The sequence below is a fragment of the Bacillus sp. HSf4 genome (genome assembly GCF_029537375.1).
GTDB lineage: Bacteria > Bacillota > Bacilli > Bacillales > Bacillaceae > Bacillus > Bacillus sonorensis_A.
In genome coordinates this window covers 2752638-2773699 of sequence record NZ_CP120679.1, presented here as the reverse complement: position 1 = coordinate 2773699, position 21062 = coordinate 2752638, and the positions used below count along the sequence as shown (strand labels likewise).

Annotated in this window: 12 protein-coding genes and 4 pseudogenes; 11 read left to right on the top strand and 5 right to left on the bottom strand. The window is 35.8% G+C overall.

The features are described from left to right. Positions 1–82 precede the first annotated feature (82 nt). Positions 83–391: pseudogene (locus P3X63_RS14310) on the bottom strand (sigma-70 family RNA polymerase sigma factor); the annotation flags it as partial. Positions 392–739: 348 nt separating this feature from the next. Between P3X63_RS14310 and P3X63_RS14305 the strand changes: the two are divergent. Together P3X63_RS14305 and P3X63_RS14300 are read left to right on the top strand one after the other, a co-directional pair. Continuing rightward, the gene (locus P3X63_RS14305) at positions 740–3250 is read left to right on the top strand and encodes a DEAD/DEAH box helicase (RefSeq protein ID WP_105953564.1); all 2511 of its coding nucleotides are present in this window, start codon (positions 740–742) and stop codon (positions 3248–3250) included. Between the two features lie 191 nt (positions 3251–3441). Then, positions 3442–4107 carry a hypothetical protein gene (locus P3X63_RS14300; RefSeq protein ID WP_105953565.1) on the top strand — a complete coding sequence of 222 codons (666 nt, stop codon included), beginning with the start codon at positions 3442–3444 and terminating at the stop codon, positions 4105–4107. Positions 4108–4301: 194 nt separating this feature from the next. Here P3X63_RS14300 and P3X63_RS14295 read toward each other — a convergent pair whose 3' ends face one another. Continuing rightward, a complete protein-coding gene (locus tag P3X63_RS14295) occupies positions 4302–6155 on the bottom strand; it encodes a DUF4365 domain-containing protein (RefSeq protein ID WP_277691149.1) in 1854 nt (617 codons plus the stop codon). A 453-nt stretch (positions 6156–6608) separates the two neighbouring features. Continuing rightward, a pseudogene (locus tag P3X63_RS14290) lies at positions 6609–6917 on the bottom strand (sigma-70 family RNA polymerase sigma factor); the annotation flags it as partial. 1133 nt (positions 6918–8050) lie between these two features. On the opposite strand from P3X63_RS14290, the gene P3X63_RS22900 reads away from it, so the two are divergent. From P3X63_RS22900 to P3X63_RS14280, 3 genes and pseudogenes are all read left to right on the top strand, one after another. Further along, on the top strand, positions 8051–8251 hold the full coding sequence (locus P3X63_RS22900) for a LysM peptidoglycan-binding domain-containing protein (RefSeq protein ID WP_481748555.1): 201 nt from the start codon (positions 8051–8053) through the stop codon (positions 8249–8251). A 3-nt stretch (positions 8252–8254) separates the two neighbouring features. Further along, positions 8255–9252 (top strand): annotated as a pseudogene (locus P3X63_RS14285) (C40 family peptidase). Between the two features lie 221 nt (positions 9253–9473). Beyond that, entirely contained in the window at positions 9474–9785 is a 312-nt protein-coding gene (locus P3X63_RS14280) for an AbrB/MazE/SpoVT family DNA-binding domain-containing protein (RefSeq protein ID WP_277691147.1), read from the top strand. 700 nt (positions 9786–10485) lie between these two features. Here the strand turns inward: P3X63_RS14280 and P3X63_RS14275 are convergent. Both P3X63_RS14275 and P3X63_RS14270 read right to left on the bottom strand, forming a co-directional pair. Further along, complete coding sequence (locus P3X63_RS14275) at positions 10486–12027, bottom strand: AcpB/EbpR/MafR family transcriptional regulator (protein WP_277691145.1); 1542 nt, start codon at positions 12025–12027, stop codon at positions 10486–10488. A 795-nt stretch (positions 12028–12822) separates the two neighbouring features. Beyond that, positions 12823–13017 (bottom strand): annotated as a pseudogene (locus tag P3X63_RS14270) (IS3 family transposase); the annotation flags it as partial. Positions 13018–13149: 132 nt separating this feature from the next. On the opposite strand from P3X63_RS14270, the gene P3X63_RS14265 reads away from it, so the two are divergent. The 6 genes from P3X63_RS14265 to P3X63_RS14240 all read left to right on the top strand — a co-directional run bounded on the left by P3X63_RS14265 (position 13150) and on the right by P3X63_RS14240 (position 20927). After that, on the top strand, positions 13150–16767 hold the full coding sequence (locus tag P3X63_RS14265; protein WP_277691143.1) for a pectate lyase-like adhesive domain-containing protein: 3618 nt from the start codon (positions 13150–13152) through the stop codon (positions 16765–16767). Between the two features lie 14 nt (positions 16768–16781). Beyond that, positions 16782–17186, top strand: coding sequence for an LPXTG cell wall anchor domain-containing protein (locus tag P3X63_RS14260; protein WP_277691141.1), 405 nt, complete (start codon positions 16782–16784; stop codon positions 17184–17186). Between the two features lie 24 nt (positions 17187–17210). Beyond that, on the top strand, positions 17211–17981 hold the full coding sequence (locus P3X63_RS14255) for a WxL domain-containing protein (protein WP_277691139.1): 771 nt from the start codon (positions 17211–17213) through the stop codon (positions 17979–17981). A 45-nt stretch (positions 17982–18026) separates the two neighbouring features. Beyond that, entirely contained in the window at positions 18027–18794 is a 768-nt protein-coding gene (locus P3X63_RS14250) for a WxL domain-containing protein (protein WP_277691137.1), read from the top strand. Between the two features lie 215 nt (positions 18795–19009). Further along, positions 19010–20086, top strand: coding sequence for a WxLIP family cell surface protein (locus P3X63_RS14245; RefSeq protein WP_277691135.1), 1077 nt, complete (start codon positions 19010–19012; stop codon positions 20084–20086). 13 nt (positions 20087–20099) lie between these two features. After that, on the top strand, positions 20100–20927 hold the full coding sequence (locus tag P3X63_RS14240; protein ID WP_277691133.1) for a class A sortase: 828 nt from the start codon (positions 20100–20102) through the stop codon (positions 20925–20927). The last annotated feature ends 135 nt before the right edge of the window (positions 20928–21062 follow it).

The following is a 21062-nucleotide window of genomic DNA, read 5'->3' as shown; positions in this document are numbered from 1 at the left end:
CATAACCAATGATACGGATTTAATATGTTGAGGGCCTAATGGAATGAAAAGAAGCCGGAGTTTTAGACCGGCTTCTATGACATTATTTCCCCTTCGCCTTCTTCCGCTTCTCCTTCTCCGCCCGATAAAACTCATGAAACATCTTCATCAGCGCCCGTTTCTCAATCCGCGACACATAGCTCCGCGAAATCCCGAGCTCTTTCGCGATTTCGCGCTGCGTTTTTTCTTTCTTCAAATCAAGGCCGAAGCGGCCGACGATGACTTCTTTTTCTCTGCCGTCCAGGATGTCGATGTATTTTTTGACTTTTTCAAGCTCCATGTTGAGCTGGATGGTGTCGATGACGTCTTCGTTTTCCGATTTGAGGACATCGATGAGGCTGATTTCAATGCCACTCACAGGTTATCCGTTTTTGTTGCGTTAAAGTATTAAAATTTTCTTGAGGTTAAAAAAGATCACTAATGCTTTTCTGTCATTTCTAAAAAAATTTAAAATCAAAAACTGCTGTACACATCGCATTATTATAAAATCAGCATGCTCATACTGTTTTTGAATGAGCAAAAGGGAGGCTTGGGTCAATTTGAAATTAAGAAGTGTATTGTTTAAATTAGATTTTAGTAAAACAATTTTCGGATTTTTCTTTATATTCATATTGATATTGATATGGAAAATCCGGAAGCGTATGTAATATTCTTATGGTAAAATTATAATATTGAAAAATTTAAAAAAGAGGTTGATGTCATGGTAGATTTCAGAAAACTCAAATCGAAAAAAACAAAACCGAAGTCAATTGAACCAACTGAGATATTCAGAAGATTACCCAAACCAGAAGGAATTAATGATTTGTATACAAGTCAAACTGAAATACTCCAAAAATGGTTTGACCGTAGAAATGAGCGGGATATAGTACTTAAGTTACATACAGGAGGCGGTAAGACTTTAGTGGGCTTACTTATTGCACAATCTACCCAAAATGAAACTGGTGAACCAGTTCTCTATTTAACCCCCACTACACAACTGGTTCAGCAGACACTTGAAAAAGCTGATAAATTAGGTATTCCTGCTGTACCATACGTAAAAGGTGGGCCTCTTAACAACGATTTTGTTAATGGGAAAGCTATTATGGTCGGGACATATAAGGCATTATTTAATGGAAAAAGTAAATTTGGTCTTCGAGGTGAAGCAAATCCGCAGAAGATAGCCGCAGTTATTCTTGACGATGCACATGCTGCTTTTTCAGTGGTTCGTGATTCGTTTACTCTTAATGTGGAAACTAAGGATAATTATACTCGTTATTCAGAGCTAGTTGACCTGTTTCGAAAATCTTTTAAGGATATTGATAAACTTGGGACATTAGAAGATATAGTTTCAGGTTCTGATTATTCAATTCTAGAAGTACCCTATTGGGCTTGGCATGAACAATTAGATGTGGTTAGAGAGCAACTAAAGTCTGATTCGGATAAGTACGGTTTAGTATGGCCGTTGTTAAGAGATCAACTTCATCTCTGTCACGCACTTGTCAGCAAAGATGCTTTTACAATCACACCCATTCTTCCTTTAGTAAATGCATTTCCAACCTTTTATGAAGCACCCAGGAAAATTTATATGTCAGCAACTATCGCAGACGATAGTGAAATTATTCGAACTTTTGATGCAAATCCTGATTCTGTTAAAAATGCTCTTCAATCTCGATCCTTGGCAGGTGTAAGTGAGCGAATGATTCTTATACCTGAATTAATGTCATTTGAGTTCCAACAGGAGCATAGTGAAGGAATTATTAAATGGGCAGCTGATAAAAAAGAAGTTGGGTCGGTTGTTCTTGTTTCATCGGATGAAGCGGCAAAGGTTTGGTCCAAAGTGGCAACTGTCGCAAAGGGGTCAAAAGAAGTCGAAAGATTGGTTACACAATTGCAAGAGGAAAAGATTAGAGGTCCTGTTGTCTTCGCCAATCGGTACGACGGAATTGATTTGCCTGGTGACTCTTGTCGAATACTACTTATGAATGGTTTACCATCAGGAACTTCTAATTACGAGCTTTTCAAAGCAAGTGCCTTTTATGGGGGGACAACTATCACTCGCGTGTTAGCTCAAAGAATTGAGCAAGGAATAGGCAGAGGAGCTCGTGGAGCAGGGGATCATTGTGTAATTTTATTAGTGGGAAGTGATATTTCATCTTGGGTTGCAAAGGATGCAAACTTTCAATTTCTTACTAGTGCAACCAGAGCTCAATTAGATATAGGTATAGAAGTAAGTAAGGAAATAGAGAGTGCGAGAGACTTAGTAGAAACTATTCAAAGAAGTATTGACCGAGATAAAGAATGGACTGAATATCATGCTGAAACTCTTGCTGAGCTGGTCGATGAAGATGCATCTAATGATTTTTACCTTACTCAAGCTAAAGTGGAAAGGAAAGCAGTAAATCTTTGGAATGACGGTTATCATGAAAAAGCAATTGCTAAACTTGAACAAGTAGTAGATGACGATAAACAAGCTCATGATATACAAATGCGTGGATGGTTTCAACAATTAGCGGCTCGTATAGCAGATAGATGGGGTAACAAGGAAAGAGCTTTAGACTTACAGCGTCAAGCCTTTGCCAGTAATAGAAACTTAATTAGGCCAAGAAGTCTTACACCATATCGGCCTTTATCAGTACCAACATCGCAAGCAAGAGCAATTGCTCAGAAAATAGGGGGCTATCGACAGCGTCAAGGGTATTTAAAGTCATTTGAGGAAGTTGTAGCGAATTTGCATCAAGATGCAACAGCTAATCGATTTGAACAAGCTCTTTGCGATTTGGCTTCCATGATAGGACTTAGCTCTGAGCGTCATGATGTTGACGGTGAAGGCCCAGATGTACTTTGGCTATTGCCAGAACGAGTTGGATTTGTTATTGAAGCAAAGAGCAGAAAAAAAGAAAAAAATGCATTGACAAAGGAACAACACGGGCAACTTCTGGTAGCTGCTGAGTGGTTTGCAAAAGAATATCCAGAATACAAGTGTGTAAGAGTCAGTGTGCATCCAAAGAATCAGGCTACCCGTTCTGCTGTAGCAGGAGCCTCACATGCACTTACATATGAAAAGCTTATGTCTTTGGTTGCAGATGCCCGTACATTTTTATCTTCACTTTGCGAATCACAGCTTAATACTGAAATGCTAGAGGCAGAATGCAATCGACTGTTAGAAATTTCAAATCTTCGTTCTGATCATATTGCAAAAAACTATTTGATACCTTTTGATATTCAAGCTTGAGTGATTTCACATTGAAATTTTGCTAGTTAATTTGCTTATTATTTTGGTAGTATATCAGTGTCTAAAGGCGCATATTCCAATTTTTAAGCATTTTTTACTGAATGTGTTGTTAAAAGCTGAATAATCATTTTGTTCTAAGAAAATGAGGTCAATAAATATCAGATAAACCAAATTGTTAAGGAGAATTCAAGATGTTAAAAAAAAGAAAGGGAATCAGATGGTCTTTTGTATTATGGGGAGGAGGGTTATTAACTTTAATATTATTACTAATAGTATTCATGATGGCAGGGGATTTTGCTGTCTCTGTTCATATTTTAATGCTTATTGGTTATGTGATTTTTGCAATTCCGATTTATGTATTTTTTTATTATCCAATTAAACCTAAAAGAGATAATTTATATTTATGGTTAGATTCACCTTACGGAAGAGATGAGGACCTTATTTCTGATCTATCAAAAATTCCAGTTAATAATACGTTAACAAATTTAGATACATTATCAAGAAGATTGTTAGTTTATGCTAATTTTGATGTGAAAAAATTGAGGCTATTAAAAGCGTACTTTAGGACTCTTCATGCAGAAAGTCAGGGCGAAACGTTTTTAAAGGCAGCTTTTGCAATTTTTTGTGGTCCTGTTATCATTTACGCGTTAAATAACTTTGACTCATTAATGCTCTTTAAACCCATAGAGTTTCAAGACGTGAATCCAACATTTTTGACATTATTTAATATTTTGGCTGCTATATTTTATCTATGTGGTTTCTTATTTAAAATGATAAGAGGTATTACGACAAATAAAAAAAGAAATCGTTTAGTCGAAGAAGTTATTGATGCTTGTATTAGCAATTTAAAAGATTAGACCCTGAGAAGTTTATTGGCAAAAAATCTTACTAATATTTAATACTAGCGGGGCAACCCTGTGAAGGTTCAAGTCCTTTCGACCGCATCATAGGAATACCAAGGGTTTAATTCCCCCTTGGTATTTTTTGTTATACTTTCGTTTATTTTTTACTCCAGTTACTTAAAGTAAGTTTTTATAAGAAAAATAGTATACTACCTTAAATTTTCATAAAAATGGTAGATTGGAAACTCCATCAGTTTTTCTTTGTCTTCAGCCTCAAGGGAATTAAATATTCTCTGAGCCTTCACTTTACTTTCTAATAAGACTTCACATGCGAAACTTAATGTTTTGTCCGTAGCACTCTCAGCTCTATCTTGTATATCCAAGATATCAGCTTGTTCTTCTTCTGACAGTTTATAACCCTTTATGAGCTTAATTAGGTAAATATTGACCTTTGGGATGTCCTCTGTTAAAAATTTCGAGAGGTGTCGTTGATTTAGATCAAGAGCAAGGTCTAAATATTTCTCATCATGGAATTTATTATAATAATTTATATAGTTTAATGAAGTATTAATTGTTAAGTGAGCTTTGATATCATGGTGTTTATCAGAGAAAGATAATTTAACTATTTCAAAATCAAAGTTAGCATCTTTCGCCATCTCCTCAACGTTTTGAGCTGAATAAATACTAACTCGTTGATAATAGTCCTCCCAATTATCAGGTAAACCGACAGGAATCTTATCATCTTGATCATGTTCTCTAAGAAGATCTGTTTTCGGTAATAATCCACCTAGTGTTGTTAAAACTTCATTACTGTAAAAGTTAATGAAGTTATCACCAGTGAAAACTAATCTTACTCTTACGTAATCAGAAAGATTAATTGCGTATAACCTCATGTTTTCTAGTTTTTCTTGATTATTGATGTTTAGCAACTTATATTGTTTCTTCTTAAAAACTTTAATTATGCCATTGAATAACGACGATAAATTCTCATCTTTATTAAATACATAATTTTCGTTTATTCCAATTTGACTGCAAACGTCTATTAACTCTTTGTGCGACTTAATGTCTTCTTCAATAGTCTCTAACTTCTTTTTATTGTCTAACCTCAACTGTAACTGGAAAGACTGAAATGGGAGTTTATCGTGTACCATGAAATAGTTTATTATTTGCAAACACTTCATATATGAACCTAGTGTTTTCAATTTACCTAATTTAAAAGACCCGGCTATTTTTTCTTTTTGCAATTCAATACTCAAAGTGTCTTCTATGACAACTTTGTGATAATCTTCCGTCTCAATTATTTCGTAGGTAATATTAACTTCCTCATCATTTAATCGTATACTCTCTGTTTTAACACTTTGTATTTTGGTTAATTGGGCTACGTCTATAGGTATCCCTATATTGTCTGCTGTGAACCCATAAACATAGGCAGTCCTTTCAAATAAATCAGAATAGTCATTGTTTATATCGGAGATGTCCACTTTATAACTTGTGAAATTCATTTGCTCACTAACCTCAATATATTGTTGGGGCTGTTTTTTTACGATATTTATAAATCTATTACACAGAGGTTCTAAAGCGCCCTTATCTAACTTTTTGAAGTCTAGGGTAATAGACTTTTTTCCGTTTTTATCAAGTTCTACTAAGAGCATTTTTAAATCGAATGGAGCCAACATTCGATAATATGCTTGCCTTTTTAGTGTAGTTGGATTTATTGTTACAACAAAGTAAAATACGCCCACACCAAATTTATAATAAACTTCTATGTCTTCTTTCTTTACAGGGTGTTTTATTTTGTCTCTTTTGTGAATTTTTTTAAATGTCGTAGTTCCTTTAACTTGTACTCGAACTTCACCAACAACATTTGATTTGACTAGGTTTTTATTGTTATAAACAAGAATCTCACCATCAAAAGAGATCCCCTTATCATTCCAAGTAATGTTACTAACCAAGTGGAATGGTGGTTGAAGTGTTAAATTGTTGATTTCTAAGCAAGCCAAATGTTCAATAATTGTTGTATCAATTTTGTCATGATTTTTTTCATTACGCTTTTTTGAAATCATTAAAGTATCTCCTTAATATTATTAATTAAGAAGTCCATAAACGATAACCTTTATTGTGGGCTTATGCCTGTGATAGTTTAAGACTCTCATATTAATAATACCAAGGATTACAATTTCTTTGGAATTTTTTGTTTCAGGATGTGAAAGTATTGATATGATGATATAACTGAAAGAAATATGAAGTGAGACAAAAAATAAAGAGAGAAGAGAGTATGAATATGGAGTTTAACTGAATTCTATTAATAGTGTTGAGTTAAATAACTAACGCCAACTCACCTTGAAGACGAAAACAGTGCGCATTTTGTGCCCAAAATGAATATAAACCATTGTAAATGGACGTAGTGAGTGACTTGAAATGCTTGAAATAATAGGTTTTTATTAGTAATAATCTTCCGCTATTGCGTGCCTAGTGAAAGAAATAGAAGCCGGAATTTTAGACCGGCCTCTACGACATCACTTCCCCTTCGCCTTTTTCCGCTTCTCCTTCTCCGCCCGGTAAAACTCATGAAACATCTTCATCAGCGCCCGCTTTTCAATCCGAGACACATAACTCCGCGAAATCCCGAGCTCCTTCGCGATTTCGCGCTGCGTTTTTTCTTTCTTTAAATCAAGGCCGAAGCGGCCGACGATGACTTCTTTTTCTCTGCCGTCCAGGATGTCGATGTATTTTTTGACTTTTTCAAGCTCCATGTTGAGCTGGATGGTGTCGATGACGTCTTCGTTTTCCGATTTTAAGACATCGATGAGCGAAATTTCAATGCCACTCACAGGTTATCCGTTTTTGTTACTTTAAAGAGATAAAGAATTAACTGTTTTGTTCAGGGAGCTTAGAGTAATTTTATCTGTTTGAGTTCCTCAAAGTTTGATGCTTCACTTTGGGATAAATAGCTTTATGAAGTATTGACTTTAACATCGGGTTTTCCTTCTTCGGATCGTATGTTTTGAAGTATCTATTTTAAGTGTAACAAGGTGCTTATAAAGCCTCAAATTTTGAATTAGTTACCGTTCATGAACGAACAGATCAGCTACGGAAAAAGCCAGATTTTACTCAGAGACTATCCTGACCCGGATGAAGTCAAACCTGAGATCTTTCTGGCGATACGTTTATTGCATGGAGTTTCTTGAGAACCAATTGGTCAAAGCCTATAAAAATTCAAAAGCAATGGTTTCGCAGCAGAAAAAGACATGAAAACCATTCTGCACCATAAAATACTGCCTTTAGAAGTTTTTTTAAACAACATCTCAATGATGCAAACGACTTGATTCAGGAATTACTCTATTAATTCGTTTAATAGTTGAATAATGATCAGCATAACATGACGGGTTTTTTCATTGTCTCAAGATGTGAGGTTCATATGAAAAAAGTGTCATTTTTTCAGTATGGCCAAAATAGACTACATATAGCTTTCATTTCAGATTGTCGACAAAGTCACAAAAAGTGACTTCAGCGACAATTTTTTTGTGAAATGAGAATCGTGAATCTTCCATTTCGTTTTCTTACCATCTGATCCATTGTAATTGATAAGATATCACCAATATGGAACTGGCCAAATTCATCTTTTTGTACTTCAACGTCAAGCCAGAAGCGACATCAAGAATGCGAATAAAATATATGTCGAACATGAAATGCGGGTTAGATAGAATTACTAGTTTAAGGTATATGTACTACCACCAAAGCTACTCTTTTGTCGAATACACCACCAATAATAACAACAATACTACATCTATGACATTTTCTTTTATAGCGAAGTTTCTGAATTCATTCCACATAATTCTCCCCCTTTAAACAAATAAAATAATACTTCTACATTTTTTCGTGATTTTTGTCAAAACAAAAAATTGTTTAGGCGAAAAAACAATGTATAATTCCTTCTCAAGGAAGGTGGTTAAAGGCTATGAAGAAGATAACTGCAGATTTGGTAGTCTCTGTGGCAGTTGTATCCACGCTGACTATGGCACCGGCGGAAGCTCAAACCATCAAGGTGAAAAGAGGAGATTCGCTTTGGAAGCTTTCAGCTGAATACAACACAAGTGTTTCCGTCCTGAAATCAGTCAACAATCTATCATCATCGGTTATTTATGTTGGACAAACCTAGGAAATCCCAAAAAATAATAGCGGTAAATCAAAATCCAGCAACACAAAGTCCAGCTCTAAAGCGAGCACTTGCACGGTCAAACTGGAGATTCTCTATAGCTGATCGCCAAAGATTTCAAAACAAACATCTAGAGATCAAGAAGTTAAATAGTTTAAATAGTGATATGTTTTATCCGGGTCAAGGGCTTGTGGTGAAAGGGAGTAAAAAACATGCAAGTTCCGGCACGAGCAGTAATTCGTCATCTTCAAGTACAGGAGTAAACACTTCAAAAAGCTCAAGCAGTACATACACAGTTGAATTGGGCGATACGCTATTGAAAATCGCTAATAGTGTTAATATGACCGCTGCCGAGATTAAAACGTTGAACAATTTGAAGTCGAATACGGCTTATCCAAATCAATTCTTAAAGTAAAAGGAATGCAAGCAAATTGTCCTTCCGGTTCGTCTCCAAGCTCAGGTAGCAGCTCGAAAACAGCGACTTATATTGTAAAGGCCGGCGATTCGTTTTGGAAGATTGCAAATTCGTTCAACATGACGGTACAAAGTATCAGAGAAACTAATCAATTTAAAGACAGATATTTTGCAAATTGGACAAAAGCTGAATTTCCGGAACATCTAAGTCCCTGACTGGCAGCAGCACTTCATCCCTAGTGCCAAGCTCTTCAACCAACAATTCATTGAGTGCGAAGGTGGAGAGGATGATTGATGAAGCTGTAAAACATCTCGGTGTTCCATACAGATGGGGAGGCAACAATCCATTTGGTTTTGATTGCAGTGGCTTCATTTATTATGTACTTAACAAAGTTACATCTGTCTCAAGGTTGAGTGCAGCTGGATATTGGAATATCATGGAGCCTGTAAACGAGCCTTCAAAAGGGGATTTTGTTTTTTCGACGTATAAAGCTGGTCCTTCGCATGTCGGCATTTATTTAGGTAACGGAAAATTCATTAATGCCAATAACTCCAGAGTCAGCATTAGCGATTTGAACAATTCCTATTAGAAGCAACGTTGCCTCGGCGCAAAACGGTATGCTTTCTGAAAATAGTCTTGTCGATAATAAAGTTTTAGAACTTTATCGGCAAGCCTGTTCTAATCAAACGATTCTTTTTTGTATTTTTCAATTTTTTCTTTTTAATAATAACACAATGTTTTTTGGATTCAGAACGTTCAAAATATAAAGAAGAAAAGGAATCTAACCATAGACGAGGTAGGTGTAATTTTATGCGGAGTACAGGAATTCTTCGTAAAATCGATGGTCAAGGACGAGTTGTTTTGCCAAAATCGATGATAAGGAGCCTAGGAATTAACGGAAGTGATCCTGTGGAGTATTTTGTAGATGATGAAAAAATTATTATACGTAAATATCAGAAGGATAAAACTTGTATTGTTACCGGTGAGGTATCAGATCAAAATATAACTTTATCAGGAGATATTGTGTTAAGCCCTGAAGGTGCGAGAAGTTTATTAGAGGATTTATTGGCATATCGATTAAAGGTGAATTTTGAGAAGAAATTAGCTGTATTGAAAAAGTGATCGGGCTTGATAGAAGTAATAATAGTGCAGCCCCAGGACAAAGGAGATTTTATGAGGAAGGAAGTTTTAAAATTAGCTCGAGATATTTTAAGGAGCGAAACTGAAATCCGAATTTTGGAAGACCGTAGACCATTGAATTTTAAAGTCAGAAGGCGGAAAAGGATATTTCACGATTGCTAAGTGTGTTTGTGGCTACCAGTTTGGAATGATGCCCTGACTGGGGCAATTCTGTCCGTTTTGTGATAAAGAGAACGAATGAAAACAAAAGTAAGGACTAGGAGCCCTATAGCATTTACTACCCCGTCCTAAATGAGTCCCTATCGTTTTTTGATTTGAGATTTTATTCTTCTAAAAATCTTGAATTAAAACGGTTACTATTCAGTAATGTTTTTTCTTTATACTATATTCAAATAAAGAGGTTATTTAGTGAAGTATCTATTGGTGAAGAAGATATTATCCAATAATGATCCTTATTTTATTGAGCGACTAGAAACAGATCTGAAAGATGAAAATTTTCCAAAGCGCAACCCGGAAATAAAAAAATGAAAAAACTTGTAGGAAAAAAGTTTTTTTCTACAAGTTAAAAATTATAAAGGAGTATGTTTGGGCTAGGTTAAGAGTGTTTTATTAAAAAGGCTGTAAAAGTTAAGGCATTTTTTAATATGAAGTACTTTTGAATGAAAAAAATGTTCATCTAATTTTATTCGGCATAGTTGTTAGCCAAATATTTCTCTGACATTTGAGCTACTATGTCATGAATTTTGTCGAGTTCCTTCCTTGTAGGAAATGAACTAACCATTAAGATTGGCAGTTGCATGTGATCGGGGAGGGCAGTATCAGTATCAGTGACAATCAAATTAATCTGGAATTCGTTCAAATAGTTGGCATTCAAAGCATTTTCACGGCTTGCAAATATTTGAACATAATTGTTGGTTCTTCTTTTAATCAAATCTGCAACAAAAAGGCAATGATTATAACCCAAGATAGAAGTGACCAAAATATTGATACAGGATTTTCGCTGCATTTCTAAATGAACAAGTCCTCTCCAATTAGAAGTAATGATACAGATCAAATCTTTCTTATTCTTCACAAAGGATGATAGCAGATCATCTGTTTTAAATTGACTGATAATATTCATTATATTTGAATAGAAATACGGAAGCTGCTTTTTTACCTGTGCTAAAAATTTGTCTTTCTTTTTAAAAATAAAACCGTCCCTTACCTTGATTTCATTTATATAAATATGAAAATAAAGCAATAGCGCTGCAATCTCTACACTATTGCTGATTTCTTTATTGTAAATCAGCTCGAGCTGATCAATAAACGAGTAAACTGCATCGTATAATTTTGGGGTATGAACTCGGAAAAAAGATAGTTTCTGTTTGACCGATTCTAGTGATTTATGGTTCCCCGCTGAAAATTCAATGAATAACAAAAACACTAATTCATCATGATCGATTGTAATATTGAATAGCTTTGAGGTTTGAAGATTAAAATGTTCTATTGATTGTTTGAGTTGATCTAATATCTTTTTTGCCTCAGACGTTTGTCTATCTGTGGGTAAAGGATATCTAACTCTTCGCTTAATCTTATGATTATGACGAACTCGATGAATTGTCACCGCTAGCGACACGCAGTATTTATCCAGCGCTATATCAGGTACATTCACCTGAAGTGTATTGAATATGTCCAATAGTAGCCTTGAAACGACTTTCTTTTCTATAGTAGGAAAAGGCCAATGTTTGTTCCCGTAAACCTCAAAGAAAAATTCCGCAAAAAAATGACGTATTTCCTTTTCATCCCCGTAAAATTCCATCGTATCTGACCTTAATTTTATTCCATAATCTTTAAGTTTATCGTTAATTTTTTTCACAGTAGCATACATAGTAGACCTGCTTACATTTAACGTATCCATCCATCTTTGGAAAAACTTTTTTTGTTCGAAAAAAATGCCCTGAATGAGTTGGACCGCAAAATTTTTTTTAAGAATCTCTTTAATGTAGTAATCAACACGATAGAACTGTGTAAAACAAATAGAGATCCCTTTCCTCCGTTCAATTCGAATTAAAGGCTCCCCTTCTACTGTTTTATATTCCTTCATAAGTTCTAAATCGTTTTGAATAGTACGTACTGATCCAATGTTCTCATCGGCTATCTCTTGTAAGGACCACCATTTATTTTCAGAGGTAAGTAGCTTTAAAATACGAATGATCCTTTTTGACTGATTATCAATTATTTTCACATAGAACACTCTCCTTCAATTTACAATTTGATGATCTGAAGAAAATTTCACAGAAAAAGATTATACACTTTGAGAGCTGTCTGTTCGTTTGAATTTTTAACAACAATATTAGTATTTATTCGGACGATAAAGCGATTTTTTTTAAAAAAGGCTATTTTACACCAAAGTTTTTAGTGAGTATTAAGTGGAATGTTTTATTCAGGGGGGAGTCTGTTTTTTTGCGAGAAAAACAGAAAAATTAAGAATCTATATGTAAAAGTTTTGTGTTAAAAATTATTAAGAGGGGGCGGCGTGTTGCTAGATCTGTATATAATCCAGCGAGTATTGCTCAGTATTTTATAACTTTATAATGGACTTTCACAGATATGATGAATCTTTCAAAGGTGAAGGAGCCCCTATTTTTTGATTCCAACACAATTACGGTTGGGAAAACGCGTCTTTCATAGGCATTCTATCACGGTCAGCGTTCAGGAATAGAGCTGTATGTCAGCTATACCTCAGAAACCGAAATGCCTTTTCAAGTCGTTGAATCGACAGGTCTTAAACACGATAGATCTATTAGCGAGCAACTAATCGATTCTAGATTTGTGATAGTGGAAAGAGGATACTCCTCGGGCAGAAGCAATTCTATAGGAATTGATAGAAGTACATTTTACAAAATGAAAGGGGAAGGTTCGTTCACTATTGAAGAAGCTAATAAAATTGCTAAAACAATTCCGTTAACAATAGAGGAGGCGATTGAATTTTTTTGGAGGGAGAAAAGTCTGGAATATCAACACAAAACTAGACAATTTCTTAAAGGTGTAAGGCTTTGTAATCGATGGGTGATCGATAATCGAGTGAACCATGGATGCGTATATGGTTGAACCAGTGAGCGTAATCAAATAAAGCAAGATCAAGTTCGTGTTGGTTAGGGAAAACCTTTCCCGAAACAAACTCGATTTTAATCACTTTAAAGGTGGCTTCTGCGACGGCGATGTCATAGCGTGTTACTCATCATAGTTTAGTATTGATTGTTATTTGAAAGGGGGTGATTCAAAAAATACGAGATTGTGGTGGGGAATAATGTAAGTCGAGAAACAATATTATTTTCATTAACGAGAGGGGGAGTGAAGCAAACTTATGCGAAGACAGCCTAAGCCATATTCAGCTAGAACAAAAAAGAGAATTTTACCTTTATTCATAGTTTTTCTATTAAGTTTTCAGCAATTGAATATGGCTGATATATTTGGAAGTATACATGCTAAAGCACAAGAATCTTTATTATCAATTGACACAGATTCCATATATGAAGGGGATGAGGCCGCATTAATTCTTAAAAGGTCTACAGAGGGTGCGGAAGTAATAGAGTTTACATTGCCGGATGGTATCGCTATTGATATTGATAAAACAGAAGAGAATTTTTCTGATACGACGGAGTTCAATTTTGATGAGGATAATAACAGGGTGAAAGTTTCATATGCTGAAGGGGGTTCGGATAACTTAGTTAAAATTCATATCTTATTTGAAGTGGCTGGAACTTATGAAATTACTGCTACATCTACTAGTGGTGATTCAAGTAAACTTAATTTGATAGTTAATGAAGCAATGAATGAAGAGCAGACAGAAAAAAAAGAAGAAGAAACAGCAGATGAAGGTACTCAGGAAGATGCGGTAAATGTTGAACTTCAAACACAGAGAGAAGCAATTGAAAAAAAAGAAATGGATGGCCCTATTCATAGAAGTGAAGCTGAAAGGGTTACTACTTGGGATGAATTTATTGCTGCTTTGAAAAATACTGAGGTGTCTGTAATTGAAATTCAAGCAAATTTAACGAGAACAGCAACCGGAACTCAATATAACCCAGGAAGTATCGCTCGTAATTTAACAATTAATGGGAACGGGCATGTCATTGACTTTGGAAGTGGTGGAACTAGTTCAAACGGGATTATACTTGATGCTGTATCAGAATCGACAAATTTAGTCTTAAATGATGTTTACTTTAGTAAAACACAAACACCTGGTACACCTATTTTTAATCAAAAAAATACTGCAGCAAGTACGAACTGGCATATCATATTAAACAATGTCAATTCTGCTGAGGATAACTTAGCAGGTCTGGTTACAGCTGAAAATGCAACTGTTACTGTTTACGGCGAAAACAATTTGGCATTAAGTGGAAGTTCATATCAGTTCTATGTGAGCAACTTTGAGATGACAGAAGGAGCAGCATTGACGGCTACGTCAAGCGGAACTTCTTATGCAGTGATTCGTATTGCATCCGGTGAAGTTAACTTAAGAGCTGATTCTTCATTAAAAATTGTCAATACAGGCACAAGAACAACCGCAGATGGTACGAACACAGCAAATTACTCCCATGGACTATACGGTTCGATCAGCAGTTTGAATTTGGAATCAAATTCCTTGTTAGATATTGATGTAACAAATACAGGTTATCGTACTAACGTTGTCAATTCTTTAACTATGGTAAACGGTGCCGTTTTTAATTCGAAAGCTAGGGTTCAGAGTGCAGTTGTGCTCGCTGAAAATTACGGCGATGGAGCCGGTAATACGGCGACAGTAAAACTGGATGGTGAAGGAACACAACTCAATATAGAAACAGAAAGTAAAGATAGAGCTCAACATGGTGCTGCAATGCGTGTGGCGGGTTCTAATTCTACTCTTGATGTGCAAAATGGTGCGGAGGTTAAGTCCTATAGTAAATATGGAACAGGTCTCCAATTTCAAGGAAGCGATACTGTGTTCAATGTGAAGAGCGGATCTAAAATTAACATTGTTCAAGAAGGAGATAATGGTTACAGTCTGGGAGCAGCTCTACGTTTTAGGTTATCGGGAAACCAAACTTTTAATGTTAACAATGCAGAGATTAACATCACAAAGTTAAGCGGGGACGCTCCAGCAGTAAGATTATATGGGGGTAATAACGCAATCAATGTGACAAACGGAGGAAAGTTTGTTGTACATAATACCGGAAATGGTAGCCCGAATAATGGGACAGGAGATAGGGGCAACCAAGGTATTCTGTATACTAACGGAAATTCAGATTCCTTCAATTTAGATGGATTCGGAAGTACAGTTGAAATTACAGCTGATAATGGCCCTGCGATAAGAACAAATGGGAGATCAGCAGTCACAGGTGGAGAAGGAACTATTTTTAATTTAGAAGGAAAAACTGCCGGTGATAATTACGGTATTCTTTCTAGTAGCAGCGCTATTGATATTACTATAGATAACCCACTGTATTTTGACTTTAGAAATAATCGTTCAGGTGGTGGAAATGTTTTTAGGACTGGTAGCAGTTCATCCTCATTTGTTAGCACTAATTCAGATTTATCAGTCTGGACAAAAGGAAGTAATTTGGATGGAACACCAACAGCTTCTTGGACAAAATTTGATTATAGTTTGACAGGATCTAACTTTAAAGAAATTGAATCAACAAACATTCCTGAAACTTTTAATGAAACTACTTATTTAGGTGCAGATAACTATTCTAGAATGAGTGCGAATAACGCCACTGCTGTTATTGATGAATTACGGGTTCCAACAGATGCTGATAAGTATATCTATGGTCACGCAAGTGTTCCGGAAGGTGTTACTGGGTCTAGAGATGCTTGGACAGACGAAGTTTGTGTAACTGTACGAGTGAAAAATGCTGATGGTACAACAGCTTATGAACTGGAAGGAACTACTGTCGGTAAAGATGATAACAGTGATGGTCTAAGTGTTTATGGGGAAGACGAGCGAGCAGGGATATTTGTAATCTTAAATGATCCTGACGGAGATGGTGTTGGTCAATACCTAGAAGCTGGACAAACTGTTGAAGTGGTTTCTGCTTACCGTTCTTCAGGTCTTGCTAGCTTAGTAGATGGTGATAGGGTTCACTACAGTTCTGAAGATGATATTATAACATCAACAGTAACCACTCGTGATGTTACACCACCAAGTGCGGTTGTATTAGATGAATCTTCGCAATCAATTAACACATTCACGAAAGAAATATCAGGTACGAACGCTGAAATTGGCGCAACAATCCGGGTGAAAGTGAATGATGAATGGGTAACTGATGGGACTGGTGCAATTCAAACGGCAACGGTAGATGCAGATGGAAAATGGTCTTTTTCTCTACCAACGTTAGCAGAAGGTGATGTAGTTGCTATTTATGCTAGTGATAATACTCCAGAAAGTGAATGGGACGATATTTTAAACCCTCCTATAACTAGTGGTGAATTTGGAAATATTAACCCTGATGAGGATATGGATTATCATGATGCTACATTCCCTGCAAGAGTGGCACTAACAGTTATTTATACAGGTAAGTTATCATTAGTTGCTCCAGATAATATATCATTCGGTGACAATGTTGAGATATCTCCTCAAGATACGCTTTACCAAATTGAGACAGCAGATAATGCTTTAGAAGTAATTGATACAAGAAGTACTAAATCGGCTTGGAAATTAACAGCTGAGTTAATCAATGAACTGCATAACGATACATATGATAGTACATTATCACTATTATATGTGAAGGGTGGAAATGAGGCTGTTTTGTCGACGGATGCTCAGGTGCCTATTTATGAGCATACCAATACAGCTAATGATACTTTCTCTATTATAGATACATGGTATGGAGAGTCTGGAGATGGTTTATATGTACAAGCAAATAGTGGACAAGCTAGAGTCGGAGAGTATACAGGAGCAATAAAATGGACACTGGCAGATACACCTGCTAATGAAGAGTAAAGGAGGCTTGTAGAGTGAAAAAACTATCTTGGTTATTATGTCTTATGGCTATGCTAGTTGTGGTACCTGTTTCAAGCGCCTTTGCTGAATCCACAGCGTCCTACGATTCAGATGCCAGTGTAGGTTTTTACGGAGAGGCTGTGTATCCTGATGAGCCGTTGCCTGAAAAAGAAATGCTTGAAAACCCATCAGGGAATGGGGGAAGTAATGGAACAGACTCTTCACCAGATGGAAACGAATCAAACTCTGGTTCTGGAACAGCGTCTGAGGATGGTACAACAACCCGAACATTGCCGCAAACCGGTGATATTGCAAGTTCTCAGACAACTTTAATAGGGTTGTTATTCATATCGTCTGCTTTTCTATTAATTTATAAAAGAACGAATAGTTTAATGTTAGTTAGTAATAAAAAAATATAGAACAAAAAAAGGAGAATGAAAAAGATGAAACCAGTAAAAGTTTTAGCATCTTTAACGGTGGCAGCAGGTGTAGTAACAAGTGGAGCGTTCTCAGCATTAGCAGCAGATGGCGGAGAATATGATTCTAAGGGGATTGTCGAATTCACACCATCGACAGGAATCACACCTCCGGTTGATCCTGAAAATCCAGGTGAAGAAGTTGAACCTGAAGGTCCGGGTGGAGAGACACCAGAACCAGGAACTAATGGTCCATTAAGTATTGATTTTGCTTCATCTTTTAACTTTGGTACAAATGAAATTTCCAACAAAGATGAAGTATATTATGCAGCACCTCAAAAAATTAACATAACAGATGCGGAAGGAAATACAAGAACAGAAGAACGTGCAAACTACGTTCAAATTTCTGACAACCGCGGAACAAACGCTGGTTGGACGTTACAAGTTCAAGAAAATGGTCAGCTTTCTAATAGTGATACATTAAATTCTGAATTAACAGGAGCAGAAATCACATTAACTGGAGCTACAGCAGTATCCTCTTCTTCTGATAGTGTAGCTGCACCAACAACATATGATATTACACTTGATCCAGCAGGTACATTGCAAAATGTAATGACAGCTCAAGAAGGCGAAGGGGCTATGACATGGCTAGACTATTTCGGTACTCTTGAAGAGGTTGACGGCGAAATGAAAAACACAGCTGTTCAACTATCAGTACCGGGAACAACACCAAAAGACGCTGTAGAATATAGCACAACATTAACTTGGACATTATCTGACGTAGTAACAAATTCGTAAATAAGTAAAATTAATAAAAACTAAAAAAGAATAGGAGTTTATTTTATGAAACCTTTTAAATTAATGACATCAGTAGCGTTAGCAGCATCTCTAGTTTCTGTAGGAAGCATTTCAGCATTTGCAGCAGATGGCGGAGAATATGAATCTAAGGGTATTATAGAATTCACACCATTTACAGGAATCACGCCTCCGGTTGATCCTGAAAATCCAGGTGAAGAAGTTGAACCTGAAGGTCCGGGTGGAGAGACACCAGAACCAGGAACTAATGGTCCATTAAGTATTGATTTTGCTTCATCTTTAGATTTTGGTACACAGGAAATTAGTTCCCAAGACCAAACATACTATGCGGCAGCTCAAAAAGTCACTAAAAATGGAAAATCTATAGCGGTTCCTAACTATGTACAGGTATCTGACAACCGCGGTACTGAAACAGGTTGGGGACTATCTGTAACACAAAACACTGAATTTACTTCTACAACAGACTCAGATCATACTTTAGCAGGAACAGAAATTGTGATTTCAAATATAGAAGCTGTTACTGCATCTGAATCAGAATCTCCAACTGTGAATACTGAAATCATATTAGATGGTGCAGGTGTTACTTCTAATGTAATGACAGCAGCAAATGGACAAGGTGCAGGTACACATTTGGCGAACTTTGGTGATGATACAACAAAAGCAGAAAGTGTTGCGTTAAATATACCAGGTAAAATTACAAAATATGCAGAAGCATATGAAACTACACTTACTTGGACTTTAACTGATACAGTTGCTAACGGAAACGAAGATGTAGAAGACGGCGTAGAGGCTTAAGAGAACGAAGTAGGGCTATCTTAAAAGCTAAATTTTTGGGAGGGAGGTAAGCACTGGCAATTTTATTGAATCATTGGTATGACAGAATTTATGAGAATTGTCGATGCTTACGGGATTGTGAGAATTGGTCGGATTTTGACCATTTCTCACAACTCCATGTTATAAAAAAACAATCAAAAAACGTAATACATCGTATTATTTTAGAGGGTGTTGAATTGTTAAAAAAAATCTTATTTACTTTCACAGCAATTTTATTATTTGCATTATCAGATCCACTAACTTTGCTAAGAGCCTCAGCATCAGAATTGAATTTTGCTGTTGAGACAGTAATCCCTGAAAATCAAATAAATAAAAAACTGACATACTTTAATTTATTGATAGAACCTTCAGAGAAGCAGATTTTAGAGATTAAATTAAGAAACGATACAGATAAAGATGTTACCGTAGTACCTAAAATTGCCAGTGCTACTACAAACCATAATGGGGTTGTTGAATACGGATCAAGTGATGTAGAAGCCGATTCAACTTTACAGTACAATATGAAAGATATTGTAACAACCGAGGAAGAAGTAACAATTCCTGCAAAGGGATCATACACATTGAAACTGGAAGTCAATATGCCTGACGAGGAATTTGATGGCGTGTTAGCAGGAGGAATAACACTACAAGAAAAAGATGATGAATCAAGTGACAATGGCGATGAAGTATCTGGCGATAAGTCAGGATTATCTATTGAAAATAAATTTGCTTATGTCGTTGCGATTGTTTTACAAAATAATGAAAACAAAGTGTCACCAGAGTTGACGTTAAATGATATATATCCTGATCAAATCAATAAACGAAATGTAATCAAAGCAAATGTTCAAAACATCATGCCGATGTATATGAACCAAATGTCCGTTAATGCAAAAATTACCGAAAAGGGCAAATCAGAAGTTCTTTATGAAGCAACAAGCGAATCATTGCAAATGGCACCGAATTCCAATATGGACTATCCGATTCGTTTGAATGGCGAAGCCCTTAAAGGCGGAGAGTATACACTGGATATGACAGTTACATCTATGGGAGAAACTTGGCATTGGACAAAGGATTATAAAATAAAACCTGAAATAGCAAAAGATTTAAATGAGGAAGATGTTACGATTCAAAATGATTATACATGGCTTTATATCGCTGGGGGAATTGCTGTTATTTTGTTAGCGATTCTTTTATGGCTCTTATTCTGGCGTAGAAAGAACAGAAAAGAGAAAGAACAAGAACAAACAGAGCGCAATGATCTAGAATTAATGTAGTAGGTAGAATCTCATGATAGAAAAAGAGAATAATAAAGAAAAATTGAAAGACTATCTTTTCATCAGCTTCTTTATTTGCTTAATATTAATAGGGATGTTGCTTGTTTTATCGCCATGGCTCAAAAATGTAATGATAAAAGAAGCAACAGTGAAATATTCCTTAGATAAATTCACTGCGGAAGAGGTTGCTAACAATCAAGAGAGCGCTGAAGAAGTCCCATGGGACTCAGCAATAGAGGCACCTAATTTCACAACTGTTTTAACGAGTATTTCCAAAGTGAATCAGAAAGATGTACTTGGTGCCATCTCTATTGATGATGTAGATATTCTGTTACCAATATTAAATGGAACAAATACTCAAAACCTTCTTGTTGGAGCTACTACTGTTAATGAAGGACAGATAATGGGGGAAGGAAATTATGTTCTAGCAGGTCATCATATGAGAAATCATACATTGTTATTTGGTCCATTGCTTGAAGTTGAAGTAGGTACGTTTATTCAAATAACAGATAAAGCTAACATATATACGTATCAAGTAGTTGATAAGAAAATTGTGAAAGAAACTAATTTAAGTATTGTAGGAAAAACAACGGTTCCAACTGTTACATTAATAACTTGTGATGTTGCGGGTATAAATACAAACAAAAGATTGGTTATTAGAGGAGAATTGATGAATACTAGTTCTTACTCTGCTGATAATGAGTATGTAAATATGTATAAATTACAAGAAGAGAAAGAGGGAAGGCAGAGTTACTCTATAATTTCTTGGAGTATATTATTAATCGGTCTTGTTATTCTATTCGTTTATGGAATGTATATTTATAAAGGTAGAAAGATTTAATATAGTGATACCGATGTTAGTCAGAAATAGCGAATTTTTTAAATTCATTCCACATATCTTTCTTTCCCTCCTTAACATACTAGTTTAACAAACTTTTATTACATTTTCTCTAAAATTTCTTTTGAAATTTGTAAT

Excerpts from the sequence above, each read along its gene's own strand:
- P3X63_RS14305 (WP_105953564.1), top strand. The coding sequence starts at position 740 with ATGGTAGATTTCAGAAAACTCAAATCGAAAAAAACAAAACCGAAGTCA.
- P3X63_RS14300 (WP_105953565.1), top strand. The coding sequence starts at position 3,442 with ATGTTAAAAAAAAGAAAGGGAATCAGATGGTCTTTTGTATTATGGGGA.
- P3X63_RS14295 (WP_277691149.1), bottom strand. The coding sequence starts at position 6,155 with ATGATTTCAAAAAAGCGTAATGAAAAAAATCATGACAAAATTGATACA.
- P3X63_RS22900 (WP_481748555.1), top strand. The coding sequence starts at position 8,051 with ATGAAGAAGATAACTGCAGATTTGGTAGTCTCTGTGGCAGTTGTATCC.
- P3X63_RS14280 (WP_277691147.1), top strand. The coding sequence starts at position 9,474 with ATGCGGAGTACAGGAATTCTTCGTAAAATCGATGGTCAAGGACGAGTT.
- P3X63_RS14265 (WP_277691143.1), top strand. The coding sequence starts at position 13,150 with ATGCGAAGACAGCCTAAGCCATATTCAGCTAGAACAAAAAAGAGAATT.
- P3X63_RS14255 (WP_277691139.1), top strand. The coding sequence starts at position 17,211 with ATGAAACCAGTAAAAGTTTTAGCATCTTTAACGGTGGCAGCAGGTGTA.
- P3X63_RS14250 (WP_277691137.1), top strand. The coding sequence starts at position 18,027 with ATGAAACCTTTTAAATTAATGACATCAGTAGCGTTAGCAGCATCTCTA.
- P3X63_RS14240 (WP_277691133.1), top strand. The coding sequence starts at position 20,100 with ATGATAGAAAAAGAGAATAATAAAGAAAAATTGAAAGACTATCTTTTC.